The 26,732-nt window shown below is 69.0% G+C and carries 23 protein-coding genes; 10 read left to right on the forward strand and 13 right to left on the reverse strand.

Annotated elements, in window-relative coordinates:
• Nucleotides 1-96 precede the first annotated feature (96 nt).
• From AC56KL_RS17635 to AC56KL_RS17650, 4 genes are all read right to left on the reverse strand, one after another.
• On the reverse strand, nt 97-1,005 hold the full coding sequence (locus AC56KL_RS17635) for a hypothetical protein (RefSeq protein WP_497181472.1): 909 nt from the start codon (nt 1,003-1,005) through the stop codon (nt 97-99).
• Between the two features lie 49 nt (nt 1,006-1,054).
• On the reverse strand, nt 1,055-1,804 hold the full coding sequence (locus tag AC56KL_RS17640; protein WP_497181473.1) for a DUF2243 domain-containing protein: 750 nt from the start codon (nt 1,802-1,804) through the stop codon (nt 1,055-1,057).
• 91 nt (nt 1,805-1,895) lie between these two features.
• Entirely contained in the window at nt 1,896-3,449 is a 1,554-nt protein-coding gene (locus AC56KL_RS17645; protein ID WP_497181474.1) for a hypothetical protein, read from the reverse strand.
• Nucleotides 3,446-4,315: an ABC transporter ATP-binding protein gene (locus tag AC56KL_RS17650; protein WP_497181475.1), complete on the reverse strand. Its 870-nt coding sequence runs from the start codon at nt 4,313-4,315 to the stop codon at nt 3,446-3,448. Before AC56KL_RS17650 ends, AC56KL_RS17645 begins: the two co-directional genes overlap by 4 nt.
• 240 nt (nt 4,316-4,555) lie before the next feature.
• Between AC56KL_RS17650 and AC56KL_RS17655 the strand changes: the two genes are divergently transcribed.
• A complete protein-coding gene (locus AC56KL_RS17655; RefSeq protein WP_497181476.1) occupies nt 4,556-6,586 on the forward strand; it encodes a GGDEF domain-containing protein in 2,031 nt (676 codons plus the stop codon).
• Nucleotides 6,587-6,605: 19 nt separating this feature from the next.
• Here the strand turns inward: AC56KL_RS17655 and AC56KL_RS17660 are convergent, their stop codons facing one another.
• From AC56KL_RS17660 to AC56KL_RS17685, 6 genes are all read right to left on the reverse strand, one after another.
• Nucleotides 6,606-6,902, reverse strand: a complete 297-nt coding sequence (locus tag AC56KL_RS17660) for a hypothetical protein (protein ID WP_497181477.1) — start codon at nt 6,900-6,902, stop codon at nt 6,606-6,608.
• Nucleotides 6,903-6,981: 79 nt separating this feature from the next.
• Nucleotides 6,982-7,917: a hypothetical protein gene (locus AC56KL_RS17665; RefSeq protein WP_497181478.1), complete on the reverse strand. Its 936-nt coding sequence runs from the start codon at nt 7,915-7,917 to the stop codon at nt 6,982-6,984.
• Nucleotides 7,914-11,588 (reverse strand): tubulin-like doman-containing protein, encoded by a 3,675-nt coding sequence (locus tag AC56KL_RS17670; protein WP_497181479.1) that lies wholly within the window; start codon nt 11,586-11,588, stop codon nt 7,914-7,916. The genes AC56KL_RS17665 and AC56KL_RS17670 overlap by 4 nt, the downstream gene beginning before the upstream one ends.
• 29 nt (nt 11,589-11,617) lie before the next feature.
• A complete protein-coding gene (locus AC56KL_RS17675) occupies nt 11,618-12,076 on the reverse strand; it encodes a hypothetical protein (protein ID WP_497181480.1) in 459 nt (152 codons plus the stop codon).
• Between the two features lie 53 nt (nt 12,077-12,129).
• Nucleotides 12,130-13,629, reverse strand: a complete 1,500-nt coding sequence (locus AC56KL_RS17680) for a hypothetical protein (protein ID WP_497181481.1) — start codon at nt 13,627-13,629, stop codon at nt 12,130-12,132.
• On the reverse strand, nt 13,626-15,107 hold the full coding sequence (locus tag AC56KL_RS17685) for a hypothetical protein (RefSeq protein WP_497181482.1): 1,482 nt from the start codon (nt 15,105-15,107) through the stop codon (nt 13,626-13,628). Before AC56KL_RS17685 ends, AC56KL_RS17680 begins: the two co-directional genes overlap by 4 nt.
• Before the next feature lie 225 nt (nt 15,108-15,332).
• On the opposite strand from AC56KL_RS17685, the gene AC56KL_RS17690 reads away from it, so the two are divergent.
• From AC56KL_RS17690 to AC56KL_RS17700, 3 genes are all read left to right on the forward strand, one after another.
• Nucleotides 15,333-16,409: a M29 family metallopeptidase gene (locus AC56KL_RS17690; protein WP_497181483.1), complete on the forward strand. Its 1,077-nt coding sequence runs from the start codon at nt 15,333-15,335 to the stop codon at nt 16,407-16,409.
• 59 nt (nt 16,410-16,468) lie between these two features.
• Nucleotides 16,469-17,659 carry a GAF domain-containing sensor histidine kinase gene (locus AC56KL_RS17695; RefSeq protein WP_497181484.1) on the forward strand — a complete coding sequence of 397 codons (1,191 nt, stop codon included), beginning with the start codon at nt 16,469-16,471 and terminating at the stop codon, nt 17,657-17,659.
• A 103-nt stretch (nt 17,660-17,762) separates the two neighbouring features.
• Nucleotides 17,763-19,199, forward strand: coding sequence for a serine hydrolase domain-containing protein (locus AC56KL_RS17700; protein WP_497181485.1), 1,437 nt, complete (start codon nt 17,763-17,765; stop codon nt 19,197-19,199).
• Here AC56KL_RS17700 and AC56KL_RS17705 read toward each other — a convergent pair.
• Entirely contained in the window at nt 19,183-19,581 is a 399-nt protein-coding gene (locus AC56KL_RS17705; RefSeq protein WP_497181486.1) for a MerR family transcriptional regulator, read from the reverse strand. The two genes, AC56KL_RS17700 and AC56KL_RS17705, sit on opposite strands and share 17 nt — an antisense overlap.
• An 80-nt stretch (nt 19,582-19,661) precedes the next feature.
• Here AC56KL_RS17705 and AC56KL_RS17710 point away from each other — a divergent pair, with 80 nt between their 5' ends.
• On the forward strand, nt 19,662-20,123 hold the full coding sequence (locus AC56KL_RS17710) for a hypothetical protein (RefSeq protein ID WP_497181487.1): 462 nt from the start codon (nt 19,662-19,664) through the stop codon (nt 20,121-20,123).
• Nucleotides 20,117-20,956: a phytanoyl-CoA dioxygenase family protein gene (locus AC56KL_RS17715; protein WP_497181488.1), complete on the forward strand. Its 840-nt coding sequence runs from the start codon at nt 20,117-20,119 to the stop codon at nt 20,954-20,956. The genes AC56KL_RS17710 and AC56KL_RS17715 overlap by 7 nt, the downstream gene beginning before the upstream one ends.
• Before the next feature lie 12 nt (nt 20,957-20,968).
• On the opposite strand, the gene AC56KL_RS17720 is transcribed toward AC56KL_RS17715, so the two are convergent.
• On the reverse strand, nt 20,969-21,670 hold the full coding sequence (locus tag AC56KL_RS17720) for an anti-sigma factor (protein WP_497181489.1): 702 nt from the start codon (nt 21,668-21,670) through the stop codon (nt 20,969-20,971).
• Complete coding sequence (locus AC56KL_RS17725; protein ID WP_497181490.1) at nt 21,667-22,260, reverse strand: RNA polymerase sigma factor; 594 nt, start codon at nt 22,258-22,260, stop codon at nt 21,667-21,669. The genes AC56KL_RS17720 and AC56KL_RS17725 overlap by 4 nt, the downstream gene beginning before the upstream one ends.
• A gap of 208 nt (nt 22,261-22,468) precedes the next feature.
• Here AC56KL_RS17725 and AC56KL_RS17730 point away from each other — a divergent pair, with 208 nt between their 5' ends.
• From AC56KL_RS17730 to AC56KL_RS17745, 4 genes are all read left to right on the forward strand, one after another.
• Nucleotides 22,469-23,962 carry a DUF4331 domain-containing protein gene (locus tag AC56KL_RS17730; RefSeq protein ID WP_497181491.1) on the forward strand — a complete coding sequence of 498 codons (1,494 nt, stop codon included), beginning with the start codon at nt 22,469-22,471 and terminating at the stop codon, nt 23,960-23,962.
• A gap of 10 nt (nt 23,963-23,972) precedes the next feature.
• The gene (locus AC56KL_RS17735; protein ID WP_497181492.1) at nt 23,973-24,248 is read left to right on the forward strand and encodes a hypothetical protein; all 276 of its coding nucleotides are present in this window, start codon (nt 23,973-23,975) and stop codon (nt 24,246-24,248) included.
• Between the two features lie 65 nt (nt 24,249-24,313).
• Nucleotides 24,314-25,489, forward strand: coding sequence for a tetratricopeptide repeat protein (locus AC56KL_RS17740; protein ID WP_497181493.1), 1,176 nt, complete (start codon nt 24,314-24,316; stop codon nt 25,487-25,489).
• A complete protein-coding gene (locus AC56KL_RS17745; RefSeq protein WP_497181494.1) occupies nt 25,486-26,640 on the forward strand; it encodes a HupE/UreJ family protein in 1,155 nt (384 codons plus the stop codon). The genes AC56KL_RS17740 and AC56KL_RS17745 overlap by 4 nt, the downstream gene beginning before the upstream one ends.
• The last annotated feature ends 92 nt before the right edge of the window (nt 26,641-26,732 follow it).

Below are 26,732 nucleotides of genomic sequence, written 5' to 3' on the forward strand. Positions count from 1 at the left end.
CGACCGCGCGTTCAACTATCGGATGCGCTGCGTCGGATCATGCCGTAGCTGAACGCGCGTTCGGCATAGCCGAACACCCTACACCCCGAGCCAGTGCTATCGGGGCGCGGGCACCAGGCGCTGCGCATCGCTGCGCCGGATGTCCTCGACGACCTGGGTCGCCATCCGGTCGAGCGCCGCGTAATGCACGCCCAGCCCCTGTTGCAGGGCTGCCGGTATGCTGTCCGCGCACCAGCCGAGCAGCATGCACAGTTCCAGCGTGCGCGGCGCGCCAGGGCCGCAATCGGCGCCCAGGCGGCAGGCGACCAGGGCGCCACCGAAGGGCACGCCGCGCGCGGTCGAGTCCTGCTCGTCGCGCACCGGCACGCGCTCATGGAAGCTCGGCGCCACCAGCGAGGCGATCACGTCCGGATTGCCCTGCCCGAAAGCGGCCAGCAGCATGCGCGCCCGCCCCTCGGCGCCGTCCGCGGCCAGGTAATCGAACATGCTTCCCAACAGCGGATCGGTGGCCAGGTCGAGGTGGCGCGCCGCGTCCAGCTCGCGTTCGGCGTCTTCCAGGCCTTCCGCCGTGAAATCGCAGCGCTGCAGCAGTTCTTCGGCGGCTGCGCGGCGCGGCGCGGGCAAGGCGGGCAAGCTCTGGTCCAGCGCGCGGCGGCAGGTCTCGAGAACCTTGGTGGCGTAGAAATAGGCGCCACTGCCTGGCTTGCGCATGGCGTCGTAGAAGAACACGCGCAGGTTCGGCGCCCCGACGAATTTCGCGTGCGTGTCGCGCCAGGAAGGCGCCGGCCGCCCGCCCGCGGCGGGCGCCAGGACAGGCGCGGGGACAGGTGCTGCGGCAGGCGCAGCGGCCGGCGGCGCCGGCATGGGCCGGGCGGCGGGCAGGCCGGCGGACACCGGCCCGGGCGCGGCGAAATCGGCCGGTTGCGGTGTCGGCACCGTCAGCACCACGAGGCCGGCAAGCAGCGCGCTGAGGGCGAGGCCGATGCTGGGTTCACGCAGGCGCATGGTAGGGTAGGCTCGTCCAGGAGGCCGGCATCCTGTCAGGCCAGCCCCGTCATGCCCGGCTCCAGTTGAGGCAGGCCGCCGGCATGCCGGCGCCGCTCACCAGCATGGCGCCATGCCGGTAGAACTGCCAGCGCCGCTCCTCGGGCACGGCCACCACCACCACGCCCATGGTGCGGTCGCTCCATACCAGGCGCGCATCGACGGCGTCGAGCGCCGCGAACACCTCGCGTGGGCCGGCGCCGGGCTGGAACACCACCGTGGCAAACTGGCTCTGGGCAGGCGGCAGCATGGCCCAGGCGCCAGCCCCGGAGGTGAAGGCGCCGATCAGGAGCATGGCCGCCGCGCCATTCATGCCCGGTCCGCCGCGCCGGTGGCGCAGCCGCAAACCGATGACGAGCGGGACGATGCCGAATGCGACCGCCCAGATCAGGTCCCACATCAGCGGATTGCTGTCCAGGCGCACGCGGTGGAGGCGCAGCACCCAATGGAACACGCCGATGTCGACCAACTGCCAGATGGCGAAGCCGATCAGCACCGCGGCCGCCAGCGGCCAGCCCCATTCGCCGGTCCCCCGGCGGTGCAGGCGCCACAGGCCGATCAGGCCGGCCAGGGCGATCGCGTACATCAGCGCGTGAAAATAGCCGTCCCACAGGATCTGGAAGCGCAGGTCGTCGGTGCCGGGTACCAGACTGAGCAGGTGATGCCACTGGAGGATCTGGTGCAGCAGGATGCCGTCGAAGAAGCCGCCCAGTGCGAAACCGAGCACGGCGCCCCAGCGGAACCACGGTGTTTTCCACATCGCATCACCTCGTTCGGAAACAGGAGCGTCCAAGTATAGCCCTCCCCGTTTCGCGGGCTTGCACCATTCGCAAGGCCTTCAGCCGGCGACTTCAGCTGCGCCGGCTCCAGGCCGTACCGATGGCCACCGCCGCCAGGCCGGCCGCGAGGAAACCGGCGGCCGACTGCAGGCTCGCGTCGCCGTGGAAACCGACTACGTCCATGGTCGCCAGGCCCTTGGCCTGGATCATGACGTAGAAGCCGAACAGGAACAGGCCGAGGAACAGCCGCGGCGTACGGCTCAGCTGCCCGAACAGGGCGGCGCAGCCGGACAACGCGACGAGTCCCGCCAGCAGGGCGGCAGCGCGCACCGGTTCGGCAAGGCTCCAGCGCAGCGCGATGGCGCCCATGAACAGCACGCCAAGCAGCAGCGCGGCCGCCCACTGGCGCAGGAAGCGCCGGCGGATCCCGCCGGGCACGGCGGCGCTCAGGCCCTCGCAGCCGGCGCTGGCGTCGCGCGTCGTGCTCTCGCTGCACAGGATGCCCCAGAACGCCAGCGCTGCCGCCAGCAGGCCCGGCAGGACCGCCGCCGGCAATACCAGCGCGCCCACGAAGCAAACGGCCGCCGCCAGGATCGCGCTGGGCGCAGAGAGCAGGACCAGGCCGCAATCGGCCAGCACCTGGCCGCCTGGCCCGGGCAGGCGCGCGGCCAGGCGCATCAAGGGCGCCACCGTGCGCGCCAGCGGCCGCAGCCAGCCGTTGAGCAAGGCCAGCGGCGAACGGCGCCGGCGCGCCCTGCCGGCCTTGACGCGGTCCGGCGAGAAGCGGTGGAACAGCAGCACGGCCGGCAGCAGCGGCAGCAGGGCCAGTACGCCGGACAACAGGCGGGTCCGCACCATGTCCGCGTTCCACATCCACTGCGGCAGCGTGTGCGGCGGCAGCGCTGCATCGAAGTTCATCATGCCGATGCCCAGGGCCTGGGTATCCACCTGGCTGCGCAGGCCGTCGAGTGCGTGGGCCATGCCGGTGAAATCGAGCCAGACCAGGGAGGATACGGCGGTCCCCTCTTCCGCCACCCCGCCGAGCGACAGCATCGCCACCCATACGAAGAAGTACAGCAGGTCGCCGCCCTTGCCCATGAGCGGACTCCAGCTGTCGCACAGGATGGCGCAGCTGGCGGCAAACAGGGCCATCGGCAACAGCAGCAAGGCGTAGGTCTGCAGGTAGACCAGGGGCTGGATCGGGCCTTCGCCGCGCAGCAGGTGGCACACCAGGGTGGTCAGCATGAAGGCGCCCAGCAGCAGCACCAGCCAGGCCACCGCACCGAGCCAGCGGCTGGCAACCAGCAGCGCGTTGCCGGCCTTGGTGGCGCCGATCACGCCGCCGATGCCGCTGCGCAGGTCTTCGCCGGTGCGCCCGCGCGCCAGGTAGAAACCGGCAAGGCTGAACAGCAGGCTGCCCATGGTGGCGCTGCCCAGCGCCAGCGCGGAACTGGTGTACAGCACGCGCGCCTCATTCACCACCAGCAGGGACTGTCCTGTGCGGATATCGCTGATCATGGCCCAGGTGACAGCGACCACGGCCAGCATCGCCACCAGGGTGGACAGGCGGCGCATGCGCAAGCGCACCTCGTTGGCGGCCAGCAGGACCAAGGGGTGGCTCCTCATGCAGCCTCCGCCTGCAGCGCATAGCGCTGCGCCATCAGTGCTTCTTCCAGGCTCGGCTCGGCGGGGCGCGCGCCCAGGCAGGGCAGCTCGGGATGCGCGATGCGCAGCAGCATGCGCCCGTCCTGGCGCTGGGCCTGCAGCACCTGCACCCGGTCGCGCAAGGGGGCGTAGTCGGGTTCGGGCACGCTGGCGCTCCACACCTGGCCACGGGCCCGGCGCAGGATCGCATCCGGCGTCTCGTGCGCCACCAGGCGCCCGGAACGCATGATCGCCAGCTCGCCGGCGATGCTCTCGACGTCCGACACGATGTGGGTGGACAGGATCACCAGCTTGCCATGGCCCAGCTCGGCCAGCAGGTTGCGAAAGCGCAGGCGCTCCTCTGGGTCGAGGCCGGCCGTGGGTTCGTCCACCACCAGGATGTCCGGGTCGTTCAGCAGCGCCTGGGCAATCCCGAGACGGCGCCGCATGCCGCCCGAGAAAGCCGCGGCCGGACGGTGGGCCTGGTCATGCAGGTTGACCAGTTCGAGCAGGCGGCGGATGCGGGAGCCGTCGCGCACGCCCTTGAGTGCGGCGAAATACTGCATGAATTCAAACGCGCTCAGGTTCGGATAGACCCCGAAGTCCTGCGGCAGGTAGCCGAGGCGGCGCCGGATCGCATCCGGCTTGCGCACGATATCGACGCCGTCGAACAGGATCCGGCCGCTGCTGGGACGCGCCAGCGTGGCGATCATGCCCATCAAGGTGGACTTGCCGGCGCCGTTGTGGCCGATCAGGCCGACCACGCCCCGGCCGAGCGATAGCGACACGTCGTCCACCGCCTTGACCGTCTTGCCGAAATGTTTGCTTACCCCGTGTAGCTCCAGCATGTCGTTCCCCTCGTCTTGTTGTTGGGTTCGACTATAGGAAGGCAATCTTGCCGGAGCCAGCCGTTTGCGACAAACGGTCGAAAACAGGGGGTGAATCCATCTGGAAATCGCTCTCATCCATGACAAACAATGTGTCATTTTGGTGACAATTCACGAGAAATCGTATTTCCAATTTGCAACAAGCATATAATTATTAGAACCAATCAGTAAAGATGCGCTCCCGGCGTGTCGCGAACTTCGATGCCTTTCGTCCCCCATCCACCGGCGCTCTTTCGACGCATCGCGCTCGCCGCGGCGCTTTGCATTGCGGTGACGGGAGCGGCGGCGGATGGGCCTGCGCCACTGGCGCAGCGGCTAGCGGACATCCGCGAAATCAACAAGTACGTGCCCGAGAAAGCCTTGCCGATGCTGCTCGCGATCGAGCAGGAAGGCCGTGCCGCCCCCCTCGAGCTGCGTATCGAATTCCTCAACCAGCTGTCGAACGGCTATGACGGCATCGGCAGGACCAGGGAGGGCGAGGCCGTTGCCGATGAGCTGGTCAGGCTCGGCCGCCAGCACAACAACAATGTTGCGTTGGCCAAGGGCTTGCTGCGCAAGACCTACATGGCCTACCGGCGTTCGGAACTGGCTGAATCGCACCGCCTGGCCCGGGAAGCGGAACGCCTGGCGGCTACCACGAACGACAACGAGCTGAAGGTGCGCACGACGATCACATCCGGCGAGTCGTTTGCCGAGGAAGGCAACTTCCCGAAGGCGCTCGAACGCCTGCAGGCGGCGGCGGCGCTGGCCCGCAAGCACGGCGACCCGACCCAGATCGTCATGTCGCTCAATGCCCTGATCGGTCTGTACGGGAAGATGCGCGAGTACGACAAGGGCTTCGAGGCACTCGCCGAAGCCGTCGAGGCAGCGAAGAAGACGAATTCGCCGGGCCGCATGTCGACCCTCAAGCATGCCGAATACGGCCTGGCCGCCGACACCGGCCAGTACGCGCGCGGCCTGAAGGCCCTGCTCGAGAGCCTGGCCATCGAGCGCTCGATCGGCGCCGACTCGATGGCTGCATACACGCTGGTGAACCTGTCCGACTGCTACCTGAAGCTGCGCGACTACGGCAATGCGGCGCGCTACGCCGAGCAGACCATCACGGCAGCGCGCGCCATGAACGATGCCGGCCTGGAAGCGACGGCGCGCCTGAACCTGGGCCAGGCCTACCTCGCGCTCGGCCGGCTGGCGGAGGGCAAGCGCCACATCGAAGCCGGCATGGCGGCCTACGAGAACCTGGGCGACCAGCCGGAGCTGCAGGCGGTGCTGGTCGAGTACGGCCAGGCGCTCGAGCGCGTCGGCGACCTGCCGGGCGCCCTGCGCGCCTACCACCGTGAACGCAAGATTTCGAACGAGCTGTTCGAGAAGCGCCGCCAGCGCGCGGTGCTCGACTTGCAGGCAAGGTACGAGACCGAGAAGAAGCAGCGCCAGATCGAACTGCTGCGCAGCGAGAATGAAGTGAACCGCCTGCAGCAGCGCGTCTGGTGGCTGCTGGCCGCGGTATTCGCGCTGGCTGCGGTCGTCGTCGGCCTGCTGTACCGCAAGGTGCGCCATGCCAACGCGCAGCTGTACGCGAAGAACAAGGAACTCAAGCAGCAGAGCGTGCGCGATCCGCTGACCGGCCTGTACAACCGCCGCCACTTCCTGGAATACATGCGCGCGACGCCGCAGCCGGACATCCGCTCCGAGTCGGAACAGTGCGGCGCGCTATTCCTGCTGGACGTCGACCATTTCAAGCACATCAACGACGGCTACGGCCACGCGGCCGGCGACGCCGTGCTGACGGCGATCTCCGGCAGCCTGGACGAGATCCTGCGCGAGACCGACATGATCGTGCGCTGGGGCGGCGAGGAATTCCTGGCCTTCCTGCCGTCGATTCCGCGGGCCGGCCTGGACGAAGTGGCGCAGCGCATCCTGAACGGCGTCTCGGCCGTGTCGATCGCGCATGGCGGGCACACGCTCACCGTGAACGTGTCGATCGGCTTCGCGCCCTTCCCGCTGTCCTGCGGCGGACTGGTTTTGCCGTGGGAGCGCGCGGTCAACCTGGTGGACATGGCGCTGTACCTGGCCAAGGCCCATGGGCGCAACCGCGCCTATGGCCTGGTCGGCTTCGGCGATCCGGCCCAGGTGTCCATGGAAGAGATCGAGGGGGACCTCGAGGGTGCGTGGCGCGCGGGGCAGGTGAAGCTGTCGGTGGTGCTGGGCAGCCAGCAGGACGCGCGCGCCGCCTGACGGGCGCCACGGTTGACTGTCAATCGACCACGTCCTGGATCTTCTCGCCGGCGTTTTCCACTTTCTTGCCGACTTCCTCGGTGGCCCGCTTCAGGCCGCCCTTGGCATCCCGGGTCGCATCCTCGACCTTGTCGCGCGCTTCCTCGGCAGCGCGGTCGACCTTGGCCAGTTCCTGGTCCACCTGGCGCGAGACTCTGGCGCCGGCGTCGTCCAGCGCCTTGCCGGCGCGCTGGGCCGGCCCCATGGTTTCTTCCTCACGGCTGCAGCCTGCCAGCGCGGCAAGCAGCAACAGCGTGCCCAACATGCTCGTTTTCATGTCCGACTCCCGAAGTCTGCTTGCCCACCAGCATACACCCGCGGCGCAAAACGCGGCTGACCGTTGGCACGCCCTCTCCTTACTCGTTGCGCGTGGGGTCGGCCAGGGGGTGATGGCGCTCGTCCTCGATGTCCTGCCTGAGCGCGCGGGTCGCGTCGTCTTCGCCCCAGCGCTTGGTGAAGACGGCCAGCCGGGCCAGCGCCTTGTCGTAGGAGCGCGCACGCCGCAGCTTCCGGATGGCGCCGGTGGCGTCGTTCCAGGCCCTGGCGCGCTGCTCGGCGCGCGTGCAGTCGGCGGCAGCCTTGTTCAGCGACTGCTGCACCTGGCGCAGCTGCTCCGGCGTGGCGCGGGTGCCGCGCAGGGCGATCAGCTCGTCCTGCGCCTGCTTCGCCTTGCATTCGACGGCCAGCGCCACCGCACGGTCCATGCGCCGCTCGATGCGCGTCCCTTCGGGGCGCATGACCATCCAGAGGACCCACAGGGCGACCAGCGCGGCGATCCACCAGCGCAGCCGGATCGGCGCGCGCCGCGGCGGCGTGGCCGGTGACGGGCCGGCGGCTCCCACGCGGCCGACACCTGGCGGCGGCGGGATGCCAGGGCCCCGCTGTGGCTGGGCTGGCGGCGGGGCGCTGCCGGCCTGCCCCGCCGCCCCTGCGGACGATGGCGGGGACGCCCTGGCGGCGGCCTGCGCAGCGGCAGCAGCGGCAGCAGCGGCAGCAGCGGCAGCAGCGGCAGCGGATGCCTGCGTTGTGGACGGCTGAGCCGGCGGCGGGGTCGGCGCTGGGGTCGGCGCTGAGGTCGGCGCTGGGGTCGGCGCTGGGGTCGGGACGGGCGTCGGCGTAGGCGCTGGCTCGACCGCCGGCTTCGCCAGCACGGGCGGCACGGCAGCCGGCTGCGCGGCCTGCTGGGCCGTGCCGCACCACGGACAAAAATTCACCCGCCTCGGCAGCAGGCGGCCGCAGTGGGCGCCGATACAGCGGTAGACCGCGTCGTCTTGCACGATACCGTCCTTCATTCAGGATCCGGGACGCCGTCGGACGCGCCGCCGGCATCGTCCGGGTCGGGAATCGCATCGCCCAGCAGCGCCGCCAGTTCCGGCAGCGCGCCCACGGTGCTCCACTTGTCCTGCCTGGGATGCCAGGCCATGTTCCAGGCGCGGGTGGCGGCGTCGATCTCGCCGCGCGCGGCCTGGCCTGCGATCTCGTCGATCGTGAACGGTCCGCGCTGGGCGCCCTGCACGAACAGCTTGTAGCGCGGCTGGCCGATCGGGTCACCGGCCGGCCCCGGCGCCTTGGCCAGCTCCACCGCCGCGGCCACCCGCCCCTGCAGCACGGCGGCCGCATGCGCGTCGCTGTGCAGGTAGGGGGGCAGGATCACGCGCTTGTCCACTGGCCGCTCCACCTCCCAGCTGTAGGCGTCGCTGGCCGAATCCGGCACCGTCTCGGTCCACTGGCCGATGCTGGCAAGCGCCGTCTCGATCTGGCTCGGCGACAGCGTCGGGTCGAGCGCGGCGGCGCGGCGGATCCAGGCGTCGTACAGGCGCCGCGCCGTGATGTTCGGCAGCGAGGGGGATGGCAGCTGGGCGCCGGTCTCGTCCACCTCCAGGCGCGGCTCGTAGACGCGCAGCTGGTAATGGCGCATCAGGGCCGCCAGCAGCACCAGCTGGTGCGGTCCCAGCTTGGCCAGGCGGTGGCGCACGCCCTGGATCAGGCCGTCCCGGTAGTACGGCGGCAGGCCGTTGGAACGGATCGCGTATTCGTTGCCGATCTGGAGCCACTCACCGGAACCCGGCTCGACCTCGAACAGGTACTGGCCGCGCGGCTGGAAGCTGGCTTCGCGGTCGCCCAGGTCGGGCTTGCGGCGGATGACGCCGAGGGCGATCGCCTGCAGGAACCATTCGTAGTCGTCGGCCAGGCGGTTCAGCTCGTCCATCGAGGGCGACAGCGGATGGCGGAAGCGCGTCGCGTCGAAGTGCAGATGGGTCGGGATCTTCGGGTTCTCGATCTGGTACGAGGCGCGCCAGGTGGGCAGGCCGCGCAGCACCGTCATCGGGTAGCCGGACAGCTCGATGTAGCACACCGCCTTGCCCGGAATACCTGTGTTCACCACCGACAGCAGCTCGCCGTGGAAGTAACCGGTCGGCACCGCGGCGCGCATCTCCCCTTCCATCTTGCGCCAGGCGCTCACGTCGCCCACGCCGATGAAGCACTTGAACTGGTCGGCATTCGGCGTGAATTCGGCCGAGAAGCGCGCGTTCACCCAGGGCATGGCGCTGCGGATCCATTCGGCGAATACGCGCTGGCGTTCCTGCGGGCTCATGCTTGACAGGCGTTCCAGCAGCGGGTCGACCGGCTCCGGCTGCTCGAGCTCCTGGCTGGACAGCTGCAGCTGGGCGCGGCGGAACAGCTTCAGCAGCAGGTCGGCGCGCAGGCGCTCGTCGCCGAGCTGGGGGAACAGGCGCGCCGAGCCGCCGAATTCCAGCAGCACCTCTTCGCTCCAGGCATTCACGTCGCCGGTGAGGCGCACCGGGGGCGGCAAGGTATCGCCGGCCAGCTTGATATAGGTGGCGTGCTCCTGGCGCGCGTCCGCGCGCAGCTGGCTGATGCGCTGGTCGGCCGCCATCAGCATCGCCTGGACCTGGCGCCGGCCTTCCTGGAATTCGCCGGCGATGCCGGTCCACTGGGCATTGCCGTGTTCGTCGGTGGACTGGGGCTCGCCCAGCCAGGCCGACATGTTGCGCATCACTTCGATCGACTGGCCCGCCGCCACCGCGAGCAGGTGGAAGCGCAGGTAGTCGGCGATGTCGCGCTTGAGGTGGTTCATCACCTCGCGCGCCTGCGGCTCCTTGCCAAACAGGCGTCCGGCCGCCTGCGACAGGTTGTTCAGCGATTCCTCCACCTGGCGGGTGCGCAGCGCATCGCGGATGTCGCGGTAGCGGCGGCCGTTGCGTTCGGCATTGGCGATGTCGCGCTGCGACAGGCGCGCCTTGACCTGCTCGAGCAGCGAGAGCACGAATTCCAGGCCGCCCTGCTTGCGGTCGTCCAGCAGGGCGTACAGGCGGTCGCGCACGCGGGTCTTCTGGCGCGCCGTGACCTCGTTCGTGTGGCGCTTGATGCGGTCTTCGCTGGTCTCGGCGGTGGCGCCGGCCTCGCGGATGGCGTCGCGCTCCAGTTGCGGCAGCAGTTCGGCCACTTTCTCGCGCCACTGCTTGATGTCGTAGGAGGCCATGATGCGGTCGACTTCGAGCTGCACCTTGCTCTCGACGCGCTCGAGCAGCAGGCGCCCGTCCTTGTCCAGCAGGAGGGTGCCGGTGAGCGCGTATTCCGGGAAGGGCGTGACGTCCACCGTGCCCTTGCGGAAGTCGGGGAACACGTCGAAGGGGCGCTCGGCCATGTCCATCTGCTCGCGCATGAAGCTGTCGCGTTCGGCGTCGCCGGCGCGCCGTGCGCCGGTCGTGCCGCCCTTGCCATCGGTGCTCACCAGGCCGAAGAAAGCCTTCACCATCAGCCCGGCCAGCTCGTAGGCGCGGATGTCGTCGCGCAGGCTCTGCTGGGTGTCGAGCACCGACTGGCCGAAGGCCGAATACACCTTCGAGTACGACAGGCGCATGTCGCCGAAGCGCTGCTCCGGCACCCGCGGGTTGTAGGGCCCCAGCTTGTGCTGCTGCTGGTTGACCGCCACCGAGCGCTTGCGGTTGGCGAAGTCGGCCGAGGCGAAATCTTCGAACAGGGTGTCCGCCACCATCTGGTACACGTCCTTCACGTCCAGCGTGGCCTTGTTGGCGAGGTTGGCGGTATCGACGAAATATACGTCGTCAAAGGGCGCGCCGCGGCCCGTGATGCTGTCCGGGTCCATCCAGTGGACCTGGGCGTTCATGTCGCGCATCGCCGTTTCCAGTTCCATCAGGGTGGCGTAGGCATTCGCCTCGGTGCGCTCCTTGTTGGCCTTGGCAAAGCCGCCGGGCATCAGGAGCACCAGGTCGACCTGGCTGTCCGACACTTCCTGGCGTGCGATGGCCTTCGACAGCCAGCCGAGGTCGAGCACGCTGCCGGCGCCGGTGCCGCCCGCACAGGAGGCGATGACGACGATGCGGAACTTCGAGGTATCGACCTGCAGGCCGAGGCGCTGGTAATTCTCCTTGCGCTCGATGCCGGCATTGCTGCCCAGGGAGTTGAGCGCGCCCTTGATGCGTCCGCGCAGCTTGGGGTACTTGTCGAAGAGATACAGGCGCGCCAGCGCGCGGATCTGCCCTGCCCCCTTCGACGGATCGATGCCGAGCGAGCGCAGCTTCTTGGGACGAAGCGGCATCCAGCTTTCGATCAGCGGAAAGCGCGCCAGGCTATCGTCGGACTCGTGGTACTGCGGCAGGTCGAGCGGCTCGACCAGGCGTTCCTCGTCGGTGAGCTTGACCAGTTCGAACCAGGGATCGGTGCGCTGCGACTTGCCCTCGTCGATGACGGCATTGTTGTCGAGGTCAAAGTGCAGGAAGCGCGCCACCGGGAAGTCGGCGATCGACTCGACCCGGGTCGGGTTGTGCCGGTTCCAGACCGCCGACAGGATGCGGCGGCGGATGCGCATCATCACTTCCATGCCGGTGCCGCCGGCGCCGATGAACAGCGTTGGGCGCAGGTCGACTTTGAGTTCGGCTTTCGCGTTCAGGGCTGCGGGATTGGGGAAATCTGCCATAGTAGTCTTTCGCGGGCTTGAGTGATGCGTTACCGGCGGCCGATGAACAGGGCCGCGACCAGGGCCACCAGTCCCACTGCAACCAGCGGGCCGGTGACGGCGAAGGTCAGGAATTTGCTCGCGTTGATGATGGCCAGCACCGCGGCGGCCGACAGGAAACCGAGGCCGACGAACAGCAGCCAGCCGGCGCTGCCCGCCGACGAGGGGGCCACACGCCGCACCACCAGGTGATGCACGTAGGCGTTGCGCACGAAGAAGAACACCACCAGCAGCACGACGAACACGGCCGCGCCGATCGCCAGGTCGCGCGACGAGGTGTCGGTGGCCGCGACCGGCGCAGTCTCGGTTCCCGGCACCACCTCGACCGGGCGGCCGGCAGTGTCCGGCTGGGTCCGGGGCAGCGTGTCCTGGGGGGAGGCCGATTCCTCAGGGAGCTTGAAGCCTGGATCGGCGGGCGACGGCGCGCTGGGTGACTGGGTGCCTTGCATGGTGGATTCCTTTCTTTTTGTTTATTGTTGACAACGTGTATGAATGAGACTCGTCAGCGGCCGAGCCGCACCTGCGCACCTTCGCGCAGGTCGAGCAGCTGGTGGCCGAACAGGGTGGTCTTCAGCTGCGCCACCTGGGCGCCGGCCTTGTCGTAGATCGGCTGGACCGTGCCAGGGCGGCCGCGCATGGTGCGCAGCTCGTCCTCGACCGTCACCTGGGCCACGCGCGGCCGGCCGTAGGCCCAGGCGGCGGCTGCGCCGGCGGCCAGCAGGGCTGCCGCCAGGCCGCCGAGCGCCGCCAGCGGCCCCATGCCGTAATGCACCCGCACTTCGATCGGCAGCACCGCCCGGGACGCCTGCACCGTGCTTGGCGGCGTGAAGATGTCGGGCAGCGGATCGCCCGGGAACAGCGCCGCCATGCGCTGGCGGAAAGCCTGCGACAGTTCCAGGCGCTGGTTCGCCAGGTGCAGTTCGATCCGACCCGGCAGTACATAAGCCGAGCCGGCCGACTTGAGCGCCGCCATCGACCACCTGTCCGGCAGCTGGGCGACCGGCAGCTGCATGGTCGAGCCGAGCGGCAAGGGTTTGCCCGGCGCCAGGCCGCTCACGCGGCTGCTGGCCAGCTCGATCTTGCGGTCTTCGCCGGCCAGCATTGAACGCGCGCCCAGCGTGGCCGAGGTGATGGTGTACGGGTACATCGTGTTTTCGAGGCGCCAGGCAATGCGCGCGCGCGGCGTGCGCGCATCCGGATCGATGTCGGCGCGCAGACCGCCATTCGGGGCTTGCGAGAAGGCCACTCCCGCGGCCTGCTCGACCTGCGCCGGGACCAGGCGCACGGTGTCGCGGTCGAGCGGCTTCAGGCGCGCCGGCTGCTCGGTGATCACGCTGGCGATGCGCCCCGAAGCAAGCAGGGCGTCGAGCGCGCGGCTGCCGTCCCTGCCGACGGCGAAGGCGTAGACCATCAGGCCGTTGGCCCCGTAGTGCTTGCCCTGGACCGGCATGCGCAGCGGGAAGGCCACCACCTTGTCGATGGCCTGGCCGCGGTGGATCAGCTCGTAGAACTCTCGGTTGCGCGCGGCGGTGGCCTGGTCGTTATTCGGGCTGTTGCGGTTGTTGGTCACCAGCCAGACGATGCCCGGCTTGCCGCCCAGCGCCGTGCCGATGGCCGCTTCCACCGCTTCGCCCAGGTCGGTGTCGGCCAGCGCGCTGCTGTTCGGCTTGCGGGCGGTGTCGAGGCCGGCCAGCGCCGCGTCCACGCGGCTGCGCACGGTCTTCCCGTCGGCCTTCAGCGACAGCAGCGCCTTCGGCGACGGCGCCCCGGGCAGCGACTGGTTGAAGGCCGCCAGCACCAGGGCGTCGCCCGGCTGTACGACGGCGCCGGCCAGCGCGCCGACCAGGGGTTTGAACTGGCTCTTCGGGTCGCTGTAGAAGGGCTCCATCCAGCCCGAGTTCTGCACCAGGAAGACGTGCGGGGTAGCCGCTGCCCCCGCGGCTGCAAACAACAGCGGCAGCACGGCCAGCGCGGCAACGAGGCGCTGCAGGAGCGCCCTCATGCCAGCTCTTCCAGGCGCCAGCCGCGCATCGCGTTCCAGTCAGGGTGGTGCAGCCACAGGCAGCCGTCGTACACGAAGGGTACGCACTCGAGCGGGCGGGCCAGGCGCACGGCTTCGTCGAGGATGACGTTGCGGCGGCCGATCCATTCCACCGTGGTGCGGGGAATGGTGCGGGCCTCCAGTGCATCCTCGGCGCGGCCGTTGTACTTGTGCAGGCGCAGCACCAGCCCGCTCGGCTGGCTGCGGTTGTTGTTGAAGGCGCGCAGCAGCGGCAGCACCAGGGTGTCGTCCTGGTTCAGGTCTTCGACGTGCTCTTCCGACCAGGGTTCGTCCACCACCGGGTGGCCGCGCCGGAACAGGAAGTTGGCAAAGCCCAGGCGTGCGCCGTCGATCACCGCTGCCTCGGGGCGCTCGCTGCCGAGTTCGAGGAAGGAATAGCCCTGGCCGTCATGGCCGATGTGCCACAGGCGGCCGTCGCGGCTCTGGGTCGGCCCGCCGAAGTCGAGGCGCGGCTGCCAGCCCGGCGGCCAGGGCGTGAAGCGGGGCGCCTCGCCCGGACGCCAGGCGAGCTCGCCCTCCGCGTGCAGCCAGAACAGGCGGCCGTCGTAGCCGATCGGGCGCGACCAGCCGGCGGCCGGCACGTCCGGGCAGGCGAATTCCTCGACCGCGTCGACGTCGACGCGCGCGCTCCACAGCCTCACCATGCCATCCGGCGCCACCAGGCAGGCGATGTGGCGGCGCATGGCGCCGGGCGCGGCCACCAGCGGCGCCTGCAGCACCGGTTCGAGGCGGTAGGTTTCGCTGACGGGATTGATCCACAGGCGCTGCAGGCCGCCGTTGGTGGGCACGATGGCGACCTCGCCGCGGCGCGGTTCCAGCACCGGCAGCCAGGCATGGCACGAGGTCGTGAAGGCCAGGCCGGGCGCGCCTTCGTCCGGCGTCATCACATGCCACAGGCCGGCGACCGGATCCCAGTATTGCAGCACGCCGCGGGTATGCGCCAGCGCCAGCAGGCGCTGTTCCGGAAAACCATAGTGCGAGGCGGCGAACACGCAGTGCGCGTTGGGCGGGGCCGGCATCGTCAGGTCGCAGCGGCCCGGATGCGGCGCGGCCGGGCGTTCCTCGAGGCTGTCGCCGAGCGGCAGCGAGGTGACCGGCAGCCCGTGCGGCACGTGGCGCGGCAGCATGGCGTCCGCGCCGGGACCCCACCAGCCGGACTGGCGCGAGGGCGCGCCGGGCAGGCGCTGCAGCGGTTTTCCGCAATTGGGGCAGAAGGCGAAACCTTCGGGGTAGATGGGTGCGCAGCCGCAGGCCGTTGGCAGTGAAGCGCCGAGCAAGCGGGCCACGTCGGGCAGGCGGCCATGCGCGTGGGCCTGCCAGTCGACCCGCCCCAGCCCTTCGCTGGCCAGCAGCTCGAACTGCCCGCTACGCTCGTCCTCCTCCCAGACACTGGCAGGTGTTTCCCATCGGTATGCCATTCTTCGCCTATGCTTCGTCGAATTAATTGATCAACATCTAGCCTGTCGAGGCCGTTGTTGTTGCTCAAATCATAGCGCCGGCCACTGCTGCGCGGCGCGCCGTACACGGGGTAGCGCGCCCTGACACCTGAAGGATCAATAGATGAGCCCAAAACGGGGTGCAGCGGGGAACTTTTGATGAACGTACGTATAATGGCCGCGATTTCCCCTTCATTTCCGTTCAACATGCATACGCCCCTTACGCCCGACGCCCCCTTGCCGGACGCCCCGCTGCCGGACGCGCTCCCCGCGCATGCCGTCGACGCCGCCGCGAAGCACCTGGGCGACATCCTGGCAATGGCGGTCGAACACGGCCCGGCGCACCGGGCGCTGGTCGTGCATGACGGGCGCACCGCCCTGGCGCGCGCGCTTGTCGAGGGCTACCGCCGCAAGCTGCCCGACGCCGAGTTCATCGACTTCGACGGCGCCACGTCCGAAGCGGTGCTGGCAGCCTTTCGCGCGATGGCCCCGAAGGACCTCGTGGTGCTGGTGCAGTCGACCAACTTCCGCCTGGATGGCTTTCGTATCCGGGTCGAGCTGTTCAAGCTCGGGCTGAAGGTGGTCGAGCACGTGCACCTGTCGCGCATGCCGGGGCCGCAGTCGGTGCACTACATCGAGTCGCTGGCCTACGACCCCGCTTACCTGCGCGGCACCGGACGCGCGCTGAAACGCCGCATCGACGCAGCGCCCCATGCGCGCGTGGTCGGCGGCGGCGAGACCCTGTATTTCGCATCGCCCCTCGAGCCGGCCAAGCTGAATGTGGGCGACTACAGCGAGATGCACAATGTGGGCGGGCAATTCCCGATCGGCGAAGTGTTTACCGAGGCGATCGACCTGGAGGCCGTGCATGGCCGGGTCCAGGTGCACGTGTTCGGCGACACCAACTACCGCTCGAACCACCCGGAGGCGCCCGTCACCCTGATCGTCGAGCGCGGGCGCGTGGTGGGCGCCGAGAATGCGACGCCGGCCTTCCAGCAGGTGCTGGACAACATCACGGCGGACGAGGGCGAAGTCTGGGTGCGTGAACTGGGCTTCGGCCTGAACCGCGCCTTCACGCGCGAGCGGCGCGTGGACGACATCGGCACCTACGAGCGCATGTGCGGCATCCACCTGTCGCTCGGCGCCAAACACGGCGTGTACCCGAAACCAGGATTCAAGCGCAAGGACGCGCGCTACCACATCGACGTGTTCGCGGTCACGGACGCCGTGTATCTCGGCGACGAATGTGTTTACGAGGAGGGCCGCTGGATTTGTAACAACTAGTTTTCTTCGCGTCACAAGTGCTACCATGGCCCGTTTGCAAATATTTCGTAGAGCGCTCCATGGCAGGAAAAACAGGCAAATCCACACTCACCTGCGTCGATGAAATCCAGGCGATCGGCGCGGTGCCGAAGATCCTGGAAACCGTCGCTGCCTTGACCGGCCTGCGCTTCGTGTGCATCGCCCACGTGACCCAGGATTCCTGGACCGCCTGCGCCGTGCTCGACAGGCTCGAATTCGGCCTCAAGCCGGGCGACGGGCTCGACGTGACGACCACCCTGTGCGAGGAAGTGCGCGACACGGGCGACGCGGTGATCATCGACCACGTGCGCGAGAGCGCCCGCTACCGCGACCACCATACGCCGCGCATCTACGGCTTCCAGAGCTACTTCTCGATTCCCGTGTTCCGCCCCGACGGCCAGTATTTCGGCACCCTGTGCGGCCTGGACCCGGAACCGGCGCGCCTCACCGATAGCGTCACCGTCTCCACCCTGCAGCTGTTCACCGAACTGATCGCCAAGCAGCTGGAGAGCGAGCGCTCGCTGGGCGAAGCGCGCGCCGCGCTGTTCGGCGAGCGCGAGACCGCCGAGCTGCGCGAACAGTTCATCGCCGTGCTCGGGCACGACCTGCGCACCCCGCTCGGCTCCGTGCTCTCCGCCACCGAGCTCCTGCTGCTGAAACACCAGGACTCCTCTACCCGCCAGGTGGTCGAGCGCATCCAGCGCAGCACCCGGCGCATGGCGGCGCTGGTCGAGGACGTGGTGGATTTCACGCGCGGCCGCATGGGCAGCGGCATCGCCCTCGACCTGCGGTCCGTGAAGGGCGTCGACCTGCGCCTGCTCGACGTCGTCGACGAGCTGTCGAGCCTGTATCCGGAACGCGTGATCGACACCGCGATCCAGCCCGGCTTGTGCCTGCACTGCGACCCGGAGCGGCTGGCGCAGCTGCTGTCCAACCTGCTCAAGAACGCCCTCGTGCACGGCAGCGAGCACCATCCGGTGTTCGTCGTCGCCCATGTGCGCGATGGCCGGTTCACGCTGCGCGTGACCAACGGCGGCCCGGACCTGAACCCGGCCGTCGTCGCCCAGCTCTTCAAGCCCTACTGGCGCGCCGCCTCGCGCGCCGGCAGCGAAGGGCTGGGGCTCGGCCTGTACATCGTCGACCAGATTGCGCGCGGCCATGACGGTGCGATCGACGTCAGCTCCAGCGCCGGCTCGACCTCGTTCACCTTCACCATGGAAGCCCAGGACTGACGCCATTCCGCACTTGCTTTCAGCCTTGCCTTTCCCGATACTGCTTACCGAAGAGGTAACACAACAACACGAACAGGGAGACGGCATGAAAGCAGGAAGCGGCATGAATCGGCGGTTGGTTTTGCGTGCGGGCGCCGCATGCGTAGCAGGGTCGGCGGTACTGGCCTGCTGGCCGGCCCATGCCCAGGACGCGCAAGCGATCGCGCGCATCGAGAAGGGCTTGCGCCAATCCGTGGCGATCCAGGGCACGAAGGTCGAGACGCGCAGCTTGGCGGCCGAAATGGAACGCCTGCGCGTACCGGGCGTGAGCATCGCCGTCATCCGCGGCGGCAAGATCGCCTGGGCCAAGGGCTATGGCGTGACCCACGCGAACGGCGCGCCCGTCACGCCCCAGACCCTGTTCCAGGCGGCCTCGATCAGCAAGCCGGTGGCCGCCATGGGCGCCCTCAAGATGGTCGAAGCAGGCCAGCTCGCGCTCGACGCCGACATCAACACCGTGCTCACCAGCTGGAAGCTGCCGCCGGGTTCCACCCGGCGCCCGGTCAGCCTGCGCCAGCTGCTGTCGCATACGGCCGGCACCACGGTCTCGGGCTTTCCGGGCTACGCGGCGGGCGCGCAGGTGCCGACGCTGGTGCAGGTGCTGGACGGCGCGGCGCCGGCCAATACCGGCCCGGTGCGCATCGAAGGCTTGCCGGGCGACGCATGGAACTACTCGGGCGGCGGCTACAGCATCGTGCAGCAGGCCATGATCGACCGCTCCGGCCGGCCCTTCGACGCGCTGATGGACGAGACCGTCCTCAAGCCGCTCGGCATGAGCGACAGCAGCTTCGCCCAGCCGCTGCCCACCGCCCTGCTGGCGCGCGCCGCCCTGCCCCACGGCGCGAGCGGCGCTCCCACGCCCGGCGGTCCGCACATCTATCCCGAGCTGGCGGCGGCCGGCATGTGGTCCACGCCCACCGACCTGGCGAAGTTCGCGCTCGCGCTCCAGCGCAGTGCGGCCGGCGCCGAGGGCGTACTGTCCCCGACCATGACGCGCACCATGCTGCGACCGGTGATGAACAACTACGCGCTCGGCCTGCAGATCGACGGCAAGGCGCCGCAGCATACATTCGCCCACGGCGGCAGCAACGCGGGCTACCAGAACAACCTGGTCGCCTACGTGCAGCGCGGCGACGGCGTGATCGTGATGACGAACGGCGACGCCGGGGCCGAGCTGGCGCAGGGCCTGATCCGCGCCGTCGCCGCAGAGTACCGCTGGCCGACCTACCAGACCACGATGCGCAAGGCGATCGCGCTGCCCGCCGCCACCCGCGCCAGGCTGGCCGGGCGCTACGAGATCAAGGACCTGGGCAGCTTCGAGATCGCGGAGCGTGACGGCAAGCTGATGGTGGCGCTGCGCGAGAACCAGTGGGAACCGCTGTACGCCGAATCGGCGCGCACGCTGTTCGTGCTGTCGCGCGAACTCGAGCTGCGCATGGGCGACGGCAGCGGGCGGCTGGTCAGCGGCGCCTTCAACGTGGCCTTCAAGCGGGTGCGCTGAGGTCTTCTCCCAGGGGGGGCGCCGGCTTGCGCAGCGGGCAGGCGTCGAGCGGCTCGGCCAGGCGCTGCGTCAGGCCAGCCCGCAGCGCCGCCAGGCCGGCAATGCGCGCGTCGATGTCCGCCAGCTTGCGTTCGAGCGCGGCGCGCAGTTCGTCCCCGGAGGTAGCGGGGTCCATCAGCAGCGGCATGCCCGCTTCGATCTCGGCCAGCGTGAAGCCCAGCGACTGGGCGGTGCGCAGGTAGCACAGCCACTCCACCGCTTCCGGCGGATAGTCGCGGTAGCCGTTGCCGCGCCGCCGCGCCGCTAGCAGCCCGCGCGCCTCGTAGAAGCGCAGCGCGTCGCGGCTCAGGCCGGTGGCGGCCGCCAATTCTCCAATCTGCATGGGGTTCCCCAGAAAAGCGCTTGACCCTGGAGTGTACTCCAGGCTTGAGGATAGGGGCTTCACCACCAAGGAGCCCCGCCATGCCCGTGCCGCTTTCCCCCGCCGCCAACCGCCGCATCGTGCGCGCCAGCGCCGTCTACGACCTGCTCGTCACCGCCGCTTTCGCCACGCCCTGGACCTTCGCCCTCGCCCACGGCCAGGTGTCGTCGCTGAACACGGCGCTGGGCGGCGCGCCGCTGCCCGGCTTTGCGCCCTTCCACCTGCTGTTCGCCTGCCTGATGGGCAGCGTCGTGCTGGTCTGGTCGACCCTGCGCATCCTCGAACCGACCCGGCGCCTGGGGCGCTTCGACGGCGTCGCGCGCTTCCTGTTCTCGCTGTGGATGGCCTGGTGCCTGGCCGTGACCGGCGCGCCGGTGCTGTGGCTGTTCCTGGCGCCGGAGTTCGCCTGGGGCGTGGCGCAGTGGTGGCCGGTGCGCGGCCGCAACCGGGAGCACGGGCAGCGCTACAATGGCGCTTTATCGTCCATTTCTCCAGCATGCTGACCAACGAACAACGCGAACAGTACGGGCGCGACGGCTTCCTTGTCCTGCCCGGTTTCAAGAGCCTTGATGAGATCGCGGCGCTGCGCCGGCGTGCCGGGGAGATCGTGGATGCCTTCGATCCGGACGAATCGCGCGCCATCTTCACGACCAGGGACCAGGCCCGCGCCAGCGACGCCTGGTTCCTCGGCTCGGACAACACGGTGCGCTGCTTCTTCGAGGAGGAGGCCTTCGGACCCGACGGCCGGCTGCGCCAGGCCAAGGCGCTGTCGATCAACAAGATCGGCCATGCCATGCACGACCTCGACCCGGTCTTCGATGCCTTCACGCGCGATCCCAAGCTGGCCGCCGTCGCGCGCGACCTGGGCCTGGCGCAGGCGCAGGTATGGCAGTCGATGTACATCTTCAAGCAGCCCGGCATCGGCGGCGAGGTGCGCTGGCACCAGGACGCCACCTTCTTCGACAGCGACCCGATCACCGTGACCACCTTCTGGTTCGCGCTCGAAGACGCGACCGTGGACAACGGCTGCCTGTGGGCCGAACCGGGCGGGCACCGCGGCCCGCTGCGCGAGCGTTTTCTCCGCACCGGCGGCACCATCGGCATGGAAAAACTGGACGACACGCCCTGGCCCGACAACAGCACTGCCGTGCCGCTGGAAGCCAGGGCCGGCACGCTGGTCTGCTTCCACGGCCTGCTGCCGCACTACAGCGCGCCGAACCGGTCGCCAGTGTCGCGCCATGCGTTCACGCTGCACGCGACCGACGGCCGCGCCGCCTACTCGCCGCGCAACTGGATCCAACGCGACGCCGGCTTTCCGGTGCGCGGCTTCGACTGAAGCCAGCGCCTCCTACATCACGCTGACCCAGCCGCCCTTGTACAGGATCGGACCGGTCGGCCCGTTCGGATCGGGCGAACCGCCCTTCGGCTCCAGGCTGACCGCCAGCAGCGCCACGTCGGCGCCGAGCGCCTGCCCCGTGAGCGGCAGCGACAGTTCGCGTCCGGCGCCCAGCACGCCCAGCGAGCGCGGCTTACCCGCGCGCGGCACCGCCCACAGCTGCAGCGCCTGCTCCGCGCTGACGGGCTGCGCGGCGACCAGGCGCACGGTCAAGAGCTGCCGCTCGCGGTCGGCCAGCACCAGCAGCGCGGTTTGTGACTGTTCGTCGGTCAGGGTGGCGACATCACTGAAGGACGGTTCGCTGCGCTCCTGCATCACGGTCACCAGCAGCAGGGCCGCCACCATGCTCGAGGCCACGCCGAGGGTGCGCCAGGCGCCGAGCGCGCCGTGACGCCAGAACTGCCAGGCCGGGGCCGGGGCCTGCAGGCCGAGGCGCGCCTCGATCGCGCGCCAGACGTGCCTGCGCGGCGTCGCCGGCGGCACGAATTCGGCCATCGCGCCGATGCGGTCGCGCCATTCGGCCACGGTGCGGCGCAGCGCGGCATCGCCATGCATGTAGCCTTCGAAGCGGCGGCGCGCCCGTCCGCGCAGGGTGCCGAGCACGTATTCGGCCGCGAGCCGGTCGCGCAGCCTGTCATTGCCACGCAGGTTCATGATGCCCTCCCGCCGGCGCTAAGACAGGCCTGCAGGCGCGCCAGGCTGCGCCGGATCCAGGTTTTCACCGTTCCGATCGGCAGCGCAAGCTTTTGCGCCACGTCGCTGTGCGACAGGTCGTGGAAGAAGGCCAGGCCGACCACGTGCCGGTGCTTTTCCTCGAGTGCCGACATGCAGGTCGCCAGCGCCTTCGCTTCACTGCTCAATTCGAGGGCGTCGGCCGGGTTGGCGGCCGGATCGCGCAGCGTCGCCAGTATCCCGTCATCGAAGTCTTCGCCATCGATCTCGATTTCCGACTGCTGGCGGCGCAGCAGATCGAAGGACTTGTTGCGGACGATGGTCGTCATCCAGGTCATCGGCGCCGACAGACCGGCCTGGTAATCGTTGGCGTGGTGCCAAATCGATACAAAACTTTCCTGCAAGACCTCTTCTGCCAGCTCACGCCGGCGCAGGATGCGCAGTGCCAGGCCGTAGAGCCGCGGCGAGCTGGCCTCGTATAGCTGGCGGAAAGCGAGCACATCTTTCTGCGCAGCGCCATGTAACCAAGAATTGAGTTGTAATGTATTTATCGAATTTGCTGATTGGACCACGGCATCGGCTTCCGGATGAGTATTGTTCTGACGATTCTGACAAGCATGAACTTAACATATTTACGTTGAGACAATGCAAGAAAAATATTTTGAATCCGATAAGGCCAGGCCCGCGTATATACCTTGGAAGCCACGCCGTGCCGGCCCCGCCGTCCCAAGCAAGCTCGACACCCCCGGGAGGGGATCACACACTAATGAGGAGATCGTCATGCAATCTGGAAAGCAACACCGTTGGGCCGCTGCCCTGCTATCGGGCGCGGCCCTGGCCGCATTGACCCTGCCCGCCACGGCCTCGAGCCACCGCGAAGCACCGTTCCTGACCAACGCGCCGAAGGTCGACGGCACCGACTTCTACATGTTCCGCAGCTATGCACCGGGACGTGAAGGCTTCGTGACCATGATCGCCAACTTCACGCCCTTCCAGGACCCGCAGGGCGGCCCGAACTTCTACCAGTTCGACAACAACGCCCTGTACGAAATCCACGTTGACAACAACGGCGACGCCAAGGAAGACATCTCCTTCCAGTTCCGCTTCAAGAGCACCTCCAAGAAGACCGCGCTGAACGTGGGCGGCAAGCCGGTGCTGATCCCCCTGATCAATTCGAACACCATCAGCGGCGTCAACCCGGCTTCCCTCAACGTGCGCGAAACCTTCACCATCGACATGGTCAAGGGCGACCGCCGCGCCGGTACCCGCACCCGCCTGGCCGCGGCCACCGGCGGCGCCACCGAGTTCGACAAGCCCGTCGACAACATCGGCGACAAGACCTTCGGCGGCGCCACCGGCTACGAAACCTACGCCAACCTGCACATCCACGACGTCGCCATTCCGGGCTGCGGCAATGCCCGTGTGTTCGTCGGCCAGCGCAAGGAGCCGTTCTACATCGCTGTCGGCAAGACCTTCGACCTGATCAACCTGAACCCGCTTGGCCCTGAGAACGGCAACAAGAACGATCTCGAGAACAAGAACATCAGCGCGATCGCGATCGAAGTGCCGATCTCCTGCGTGGTGGCGGCCGGCGAACCGGTCATCGGCGCCTACGCCACCGCCAGCATGCGCCAGGGTCGCCTGATCAACCCGAACCCTGCCAGCGGCATCAACAACGCCGTCAAGGAAGGCGGCGCCTGGACCCAGGTATCGCGCCTGGGCATGCCGCTCGTGAACGAAGTCATCATCGGCATGGACGACAAGGACCGCTTCAACACCTCGAAGCCGAAGGATGATGCGCAGTTCATCACCTACGTCACCAATCCGACCCTGCCGGCGCTGATCGAGACCCTGTTCCCCTCGGCCAAGGCCCCGACCAACTTCCCGCGCAACGACCTGGTGACCGCCTTCCTCAAGGGCATTCCGGGCGTGAACCAGCCGAAGAACGTGGTGGCTTCCGAGATGCTGCGCCTGAACACCAGCATCGCACCGACCCCGGTGGCGACGCAGAACCCGATGGGTGTGGCGGCGGGCGACAACGCCGGCTTCCCGAACGGCCGCCGCCCGGCCGATGACGTCACCGACATCGCGCTGCGGGTATCGATGGGCGCCCTGTGCGTGCTGACCGGCGCCACGGACGCGCTCGGCGTGGGCTGCAAGCCGGCCGACGCGCCCGCGGGCGGCCTGGCGCTGACCGATGGCGTGCGCAAGAACGCGGCATCGTTCAAGCCGGCCTTCCCCTACCTGAACACCCCGCTGCCGGGCAACCAGTAAGGAGAACGCCATGACTTCCACCAAGCACCGCATGCGCAATGGCGCGCTGCTGGTGTCGCTGGCCCTGCTGCTCGGGGCCTGCGGCGGCAGCAATGACCGCGAACACGTGGCCACCCCGCCGCCGCCGACCGGCACCAATCCTCCGCCGCCGGCCGCCGATTCATTCTTCTCCCTGGTCTTGTCGCGCGTGGCTGCATTGCTCGACAACGACGAGCCGGTCGCCATCGACGCGGTCACTGCGACCACGCCGGAAAACACCGAGCCGGAACCGCTGCCGCCCACCTGAGCCGGGCTGACAGTACGACGGGACGCGCGGTACGGCTCCCGTCGTCCCATGGAGGAAGGATCGTCGTGAGATTGCCCAAGTTTTACCCCCTGCTGCTGGCGGTGCTGCTTTCTTGCAGCGCCGCAGCAGCTCCCCATATCCCGGCTAGCGGCAGCACGGTGCTGGAACGGCTGCCCGGACGCCTCGACCCGGTGCAGCGCGAACTGCAGCGCATGCGCACCGAACTGGCCGCCAACCCGACCGACCTGGCGCGCGCCTCCGCGCTCGCCCAACGCTATATCGAACAGGCGCGCCGCGAAGGCGACCCGCGCTACCTCGGCTATGCCCAGGCCGCGCTCGCACCCTGGTGGAAGCAGTCGCGCCAGCAGGCCCCGGCGCAGGTGCTGGTGCTGCGCGCCACCCTGGTGCAGAGCAGCCATGCCTTCGGCGAAGCCCTGGCCGACCTCGACGAGGTGGTGCGGCGCGATCCGGACAATGCCCAGGCCTGGCTGACCCGCGCCACCATCCAGCTGGTGACGGGCGACCATGCCGGCGCCCGCGCCAGCTGCGCGCGCCTGTTCGGACGCGCATCCGAGCTCGTGTTGCAGACCTGCCTGGCATCAAGCGGCAGCCTGAGCGGCCAGGCCCAGGCCAGCTACCGGCAGCTGGCGCGCACCCTCGCCGCCCGCGCCGACAGCCCAGCGCCACTGCGCGCCTGGTCCGCCACCCTGCTCGCCGAGATGGCCGAGCGGCTGGGCGAGCATGCCGCTGCCGAAACCCATTTCCGCACGGCCCTGCGGCTCGACCCGCAAGACACCTATCTGCTCGCCGCCTACGCCGACTTCCTGCTCGAGCGCGGACGCCCGCAGGAGGTGCTGCGCCTGCTCGGCACGCGCACCCAGGCCGATGCCCTGCTGCTGCGCCATGCGCTTGCCTTGTCCGCCCTTGGTGCGCCGGAGGCCAGGCGCCAGACGGCCGCGCTGCAGGCCCGCTTCGAGGCGGCGCGGCGCCGCGGCGACACGGTCCACCGCCGCGAGGAAGCCCGCTTCGCCCTGGCCCTGGCCGGGAACCCGGCCGAGGCGGTGCGCCTCGCGAAACTCAACTGGGCGGTGCAGAAGGAGCCGGCCGACCTGCGCATCCTGGCACGCAGCGCGGCCGCCAGCGGCGACGCCGAAGCGGCGCGCCTGGTGCGCGACTGGCTGCGCCAGACCAGACTCGAAGACCGGACGCTCGATAGCGCCAATGCGGGAGCCAGGACATGATGCGGCGCCTGCTTTCCCTGCTGGCGGCGCTGGCGCTGCTGTGGACCCCGGCGGCCTTTGCCCACAAGGCCAGCGACAGCTACCTGAACCTGAGCGTCGACAATGCGCAGATCGAGGGCCGCTGGGACATCGCCCTGCGCGACCTCGAGCTCGCGGTCGGCCTCGACGCCAACGGCGACGGCCAGCTCACCTGGGACGAGGTGCGCGCCCGCCACGGCGCCATCGAAGCGTATGCGCTGAGCCACCTGAAGTTGGCAGGCGGCGGCGCGGACTGTCCGCTGCGCGTGACGCAGCAGCTGGTCGACAGCCATACCGACGGCGCCTACACGGTATTGATGCTGCGCGGCGCCTGCGCCGCGCCGGTCGACACGCTGGCGGTCGGTTATACGCTGCTCGCCGAACTCGACCCGCAGCACCGCGGCCTGCTCGCGCTGCGCAATGCCGGTACGGGCGCCACGTCCACCGCCATCCTCGGTCCGGACAACCCACGCCAGCAGCTGCGCCTGGCGGAACCCGACCGCTGGCGCCAGTTCGCCGACTACGTGTGGCAAGGGGTCTGGCACATCTGGATCGGCTTCGACCACATCCTGTTCCTGCTGTCCCTGCTGCTGCCGGCCGTGTTGCTCTACCGCGACCGGCAATGGGTCGGCCGGGAAGGCTTCCGCAGCGCCGGGACGGACGTGGTGCGCGTCGTCACCGCCTTCACGGTGGCCCATTCGCTGACGCTGTCGCTGGCCGCGTTCGAGGTGGTGTCGCTGCCTTCGCGCCTGGTCGAATCGGTGATCGCGGCCTCGGTGATCGTGGCGGCCCTCAACAACCTGCGCCCGCTGGTCCAGCGCGGCCGGGTCTTGTTCGCCTTTGGCTTCGGGCTGCTGCACGGCTTCGGTTTCGCCAGCGTGCTGGCCGACCTCGGCCTGCCGCAGGATGCGCTGCTGCTGTCCCTGGTCGGCTTCAACGTGGGTGTCGAGCTGGGCCAGCTGGCGATCGTCGCCGTGTTCCTGCCGCTTGCCTGGTGGCTGCGCAACGGCCTGTTCTACCGGCGCGTGGTGATGCTGGGCGGCTCGGTCGCCATTGCGCTGATCGCCGCCGTCTGGCTGCTGGAACGCGCGCTCGACCTGCAGCTGTCCGGATGGACCGGGGTGGCTGCATGAGCGTCGGCCCGGCCCGTCCATGCATATGTACTATGTATCAGCTTTTTTACAAATCCTCTGAGCAATTGATAATAGGTAAAGATAGAATACTT

It is taken from the genome of Telluria sp. ZB4P34 (assembly GCF_059686055.1).

Bases quoted from the DNA above. Each gene is read 5' to 3' on its own strand.
- AC56KL_RS17660 (WP_497181477.1), bottom strand. From the start codon at position 6,902: ATGAAAACGAGCATGTTGGGCACGCTGTTGCTGCTTGCCGCGCTGGCA.
- AC56KL_RS17735 (WP_497181492.1), top strand. From the start codon at position 23,973: ATGACTTCCACCAAGCACCGCATGCGCAATGGCGCGCTGCTGGTGTCG.
- AC56KL_RS17710 (WP_497181487.1), top strand. From the start codon at position 19,662: ATGCCCGTGCCGCTTTCCCCCGCCGCCAACCGCCGCATCGTGCGCGCC.
- AC56KL_RS17655 (WP_497181476.1), top strand. From the start codon at position 4,556: ATGCCTTTCGTCCCCCATCCACCGGCGCTCTTTCGACGCATCGCGCTC.
- AC56KL_RS17675 (WP_497181480.1), bottom strand. From the start codon at position 12,076: ATGCAAGGCACCCAGTCACCCAGCGCGCCGTCGCCCGCCGATCCAGGC.
- AC56KL_RS17680 (WP_497181481.1), bottom strand. From the start codon at position 13,629: ATGAGGGCGCTCCTGCAGCGCCTCGTTGCCGCGCTGGCCGTGCTGCCG.
- AC56KL_RS17665 (WP_497181478.1), bottom strand. From the start codon at position 7,917: ATGAAGGACGGTATCGTGCAAGACGACGCGGTCTACCGCTGTATCGGC.
- AC56KL_RS17635 (WP_497181472.1), bottom strand. From the start codon at position 1,005: ATGCGCCTGCGTGAACCCAGCATCGGCCTCGCCCTCAGCGCGCTGCTT.
- AC56KL_RS17720 (WP_497181489.1), bottom strand. From the start codon at position 21,670: ATGAACCTGCGTGGCAATGACAGGCTGCGCGACCGGCTCGCGGCCGAA.
- AC56KL_RS17730 (WP_497181491.1), top strand. From the start codon at position 22,469: ATGCAATCTGGAAAGCAACACCGTTGGGCCGCTGCCCTGCTATCGGGC.
- AC56KL_RS17650 (WP_497181475.1), bottom strand. From the start codon at position 4,315: ATGCTGGAGCTACACGGGGTAAGCAAACATTTCGGCAAGACGGTCAAG.
- AC56KL_RS17695 (WP_497181484.1), top strand. From the start codon at position 16,469: ATGGCAGGAAAAACAGGCAAATCCACACTCACCTGCGTCGATGAAATC.
- AC56KL_RS17745 (WP_497181494.1), top strand. From the start codon at position 25,486: ATGATGCGGCGCCTGCTTTCCCTGCTGGCGGCGCTGGCGCTGCTGTGG.
- AC56KL_RS17705 (WP_497181486.1), bottom strand. From the start codon at position 19,581: ATGCAGATTGGAGAATTGGCGGCCGCCACCGGCCTGAGCCGCGACGCG.
- AC56KL_RS17670 (WP_497181479.1), bottom strand. From the start codon at position 11,588: ATGGCAGATTTCCCCAATCCCGCAGCCCTGAACGCGAAAGCCGAACTC.
- AC56KL_RS17715 (WP_497181488.1), top strand. From the start codon at position 20,117: ATGCTGACCAACGAACAACGCGAACAGTACGGGCGCGACGGCTTCCTT.
- AC56KL_RS17690 (WP_497181483.1), top strand. From the start codon at position 15,333: ATGCATACGCCCCTTACGCCCGACGCCCCCTTGCCGGACGCCCCGCTG.
- AC56KL_RS17640 (WP_497181473.1), bottom strand. From the start codon at position 1,804: ATGTGGAAAACACCGTGGTTCCGCTGGGGCGCCGTGCTCGGTTTCGCA.
- AC56KL_RS17645 (WP_497181474.1), bottom strand. From the start codon at position 3,449: ATGAGGAGCCACCCCTTGGTCCTGCTGGCCGCCAACGAGGTGCGCTTG.
- AC56KL_RS17700 (WP_497181485.1), top strand. From the start codon at position 17,763: ATGAATCGGCGGTTGGTTTTGCGTGCGGGCGCCGCATGCGTAGCAGGG.
- AC56KL_RS17685 (WP_497181482.1), bottom strand. From the start codon at position 15,107: ATGGCATACCGATGGGAAACACCTGCCAGTGTCTGGGAGGAGGACGAG.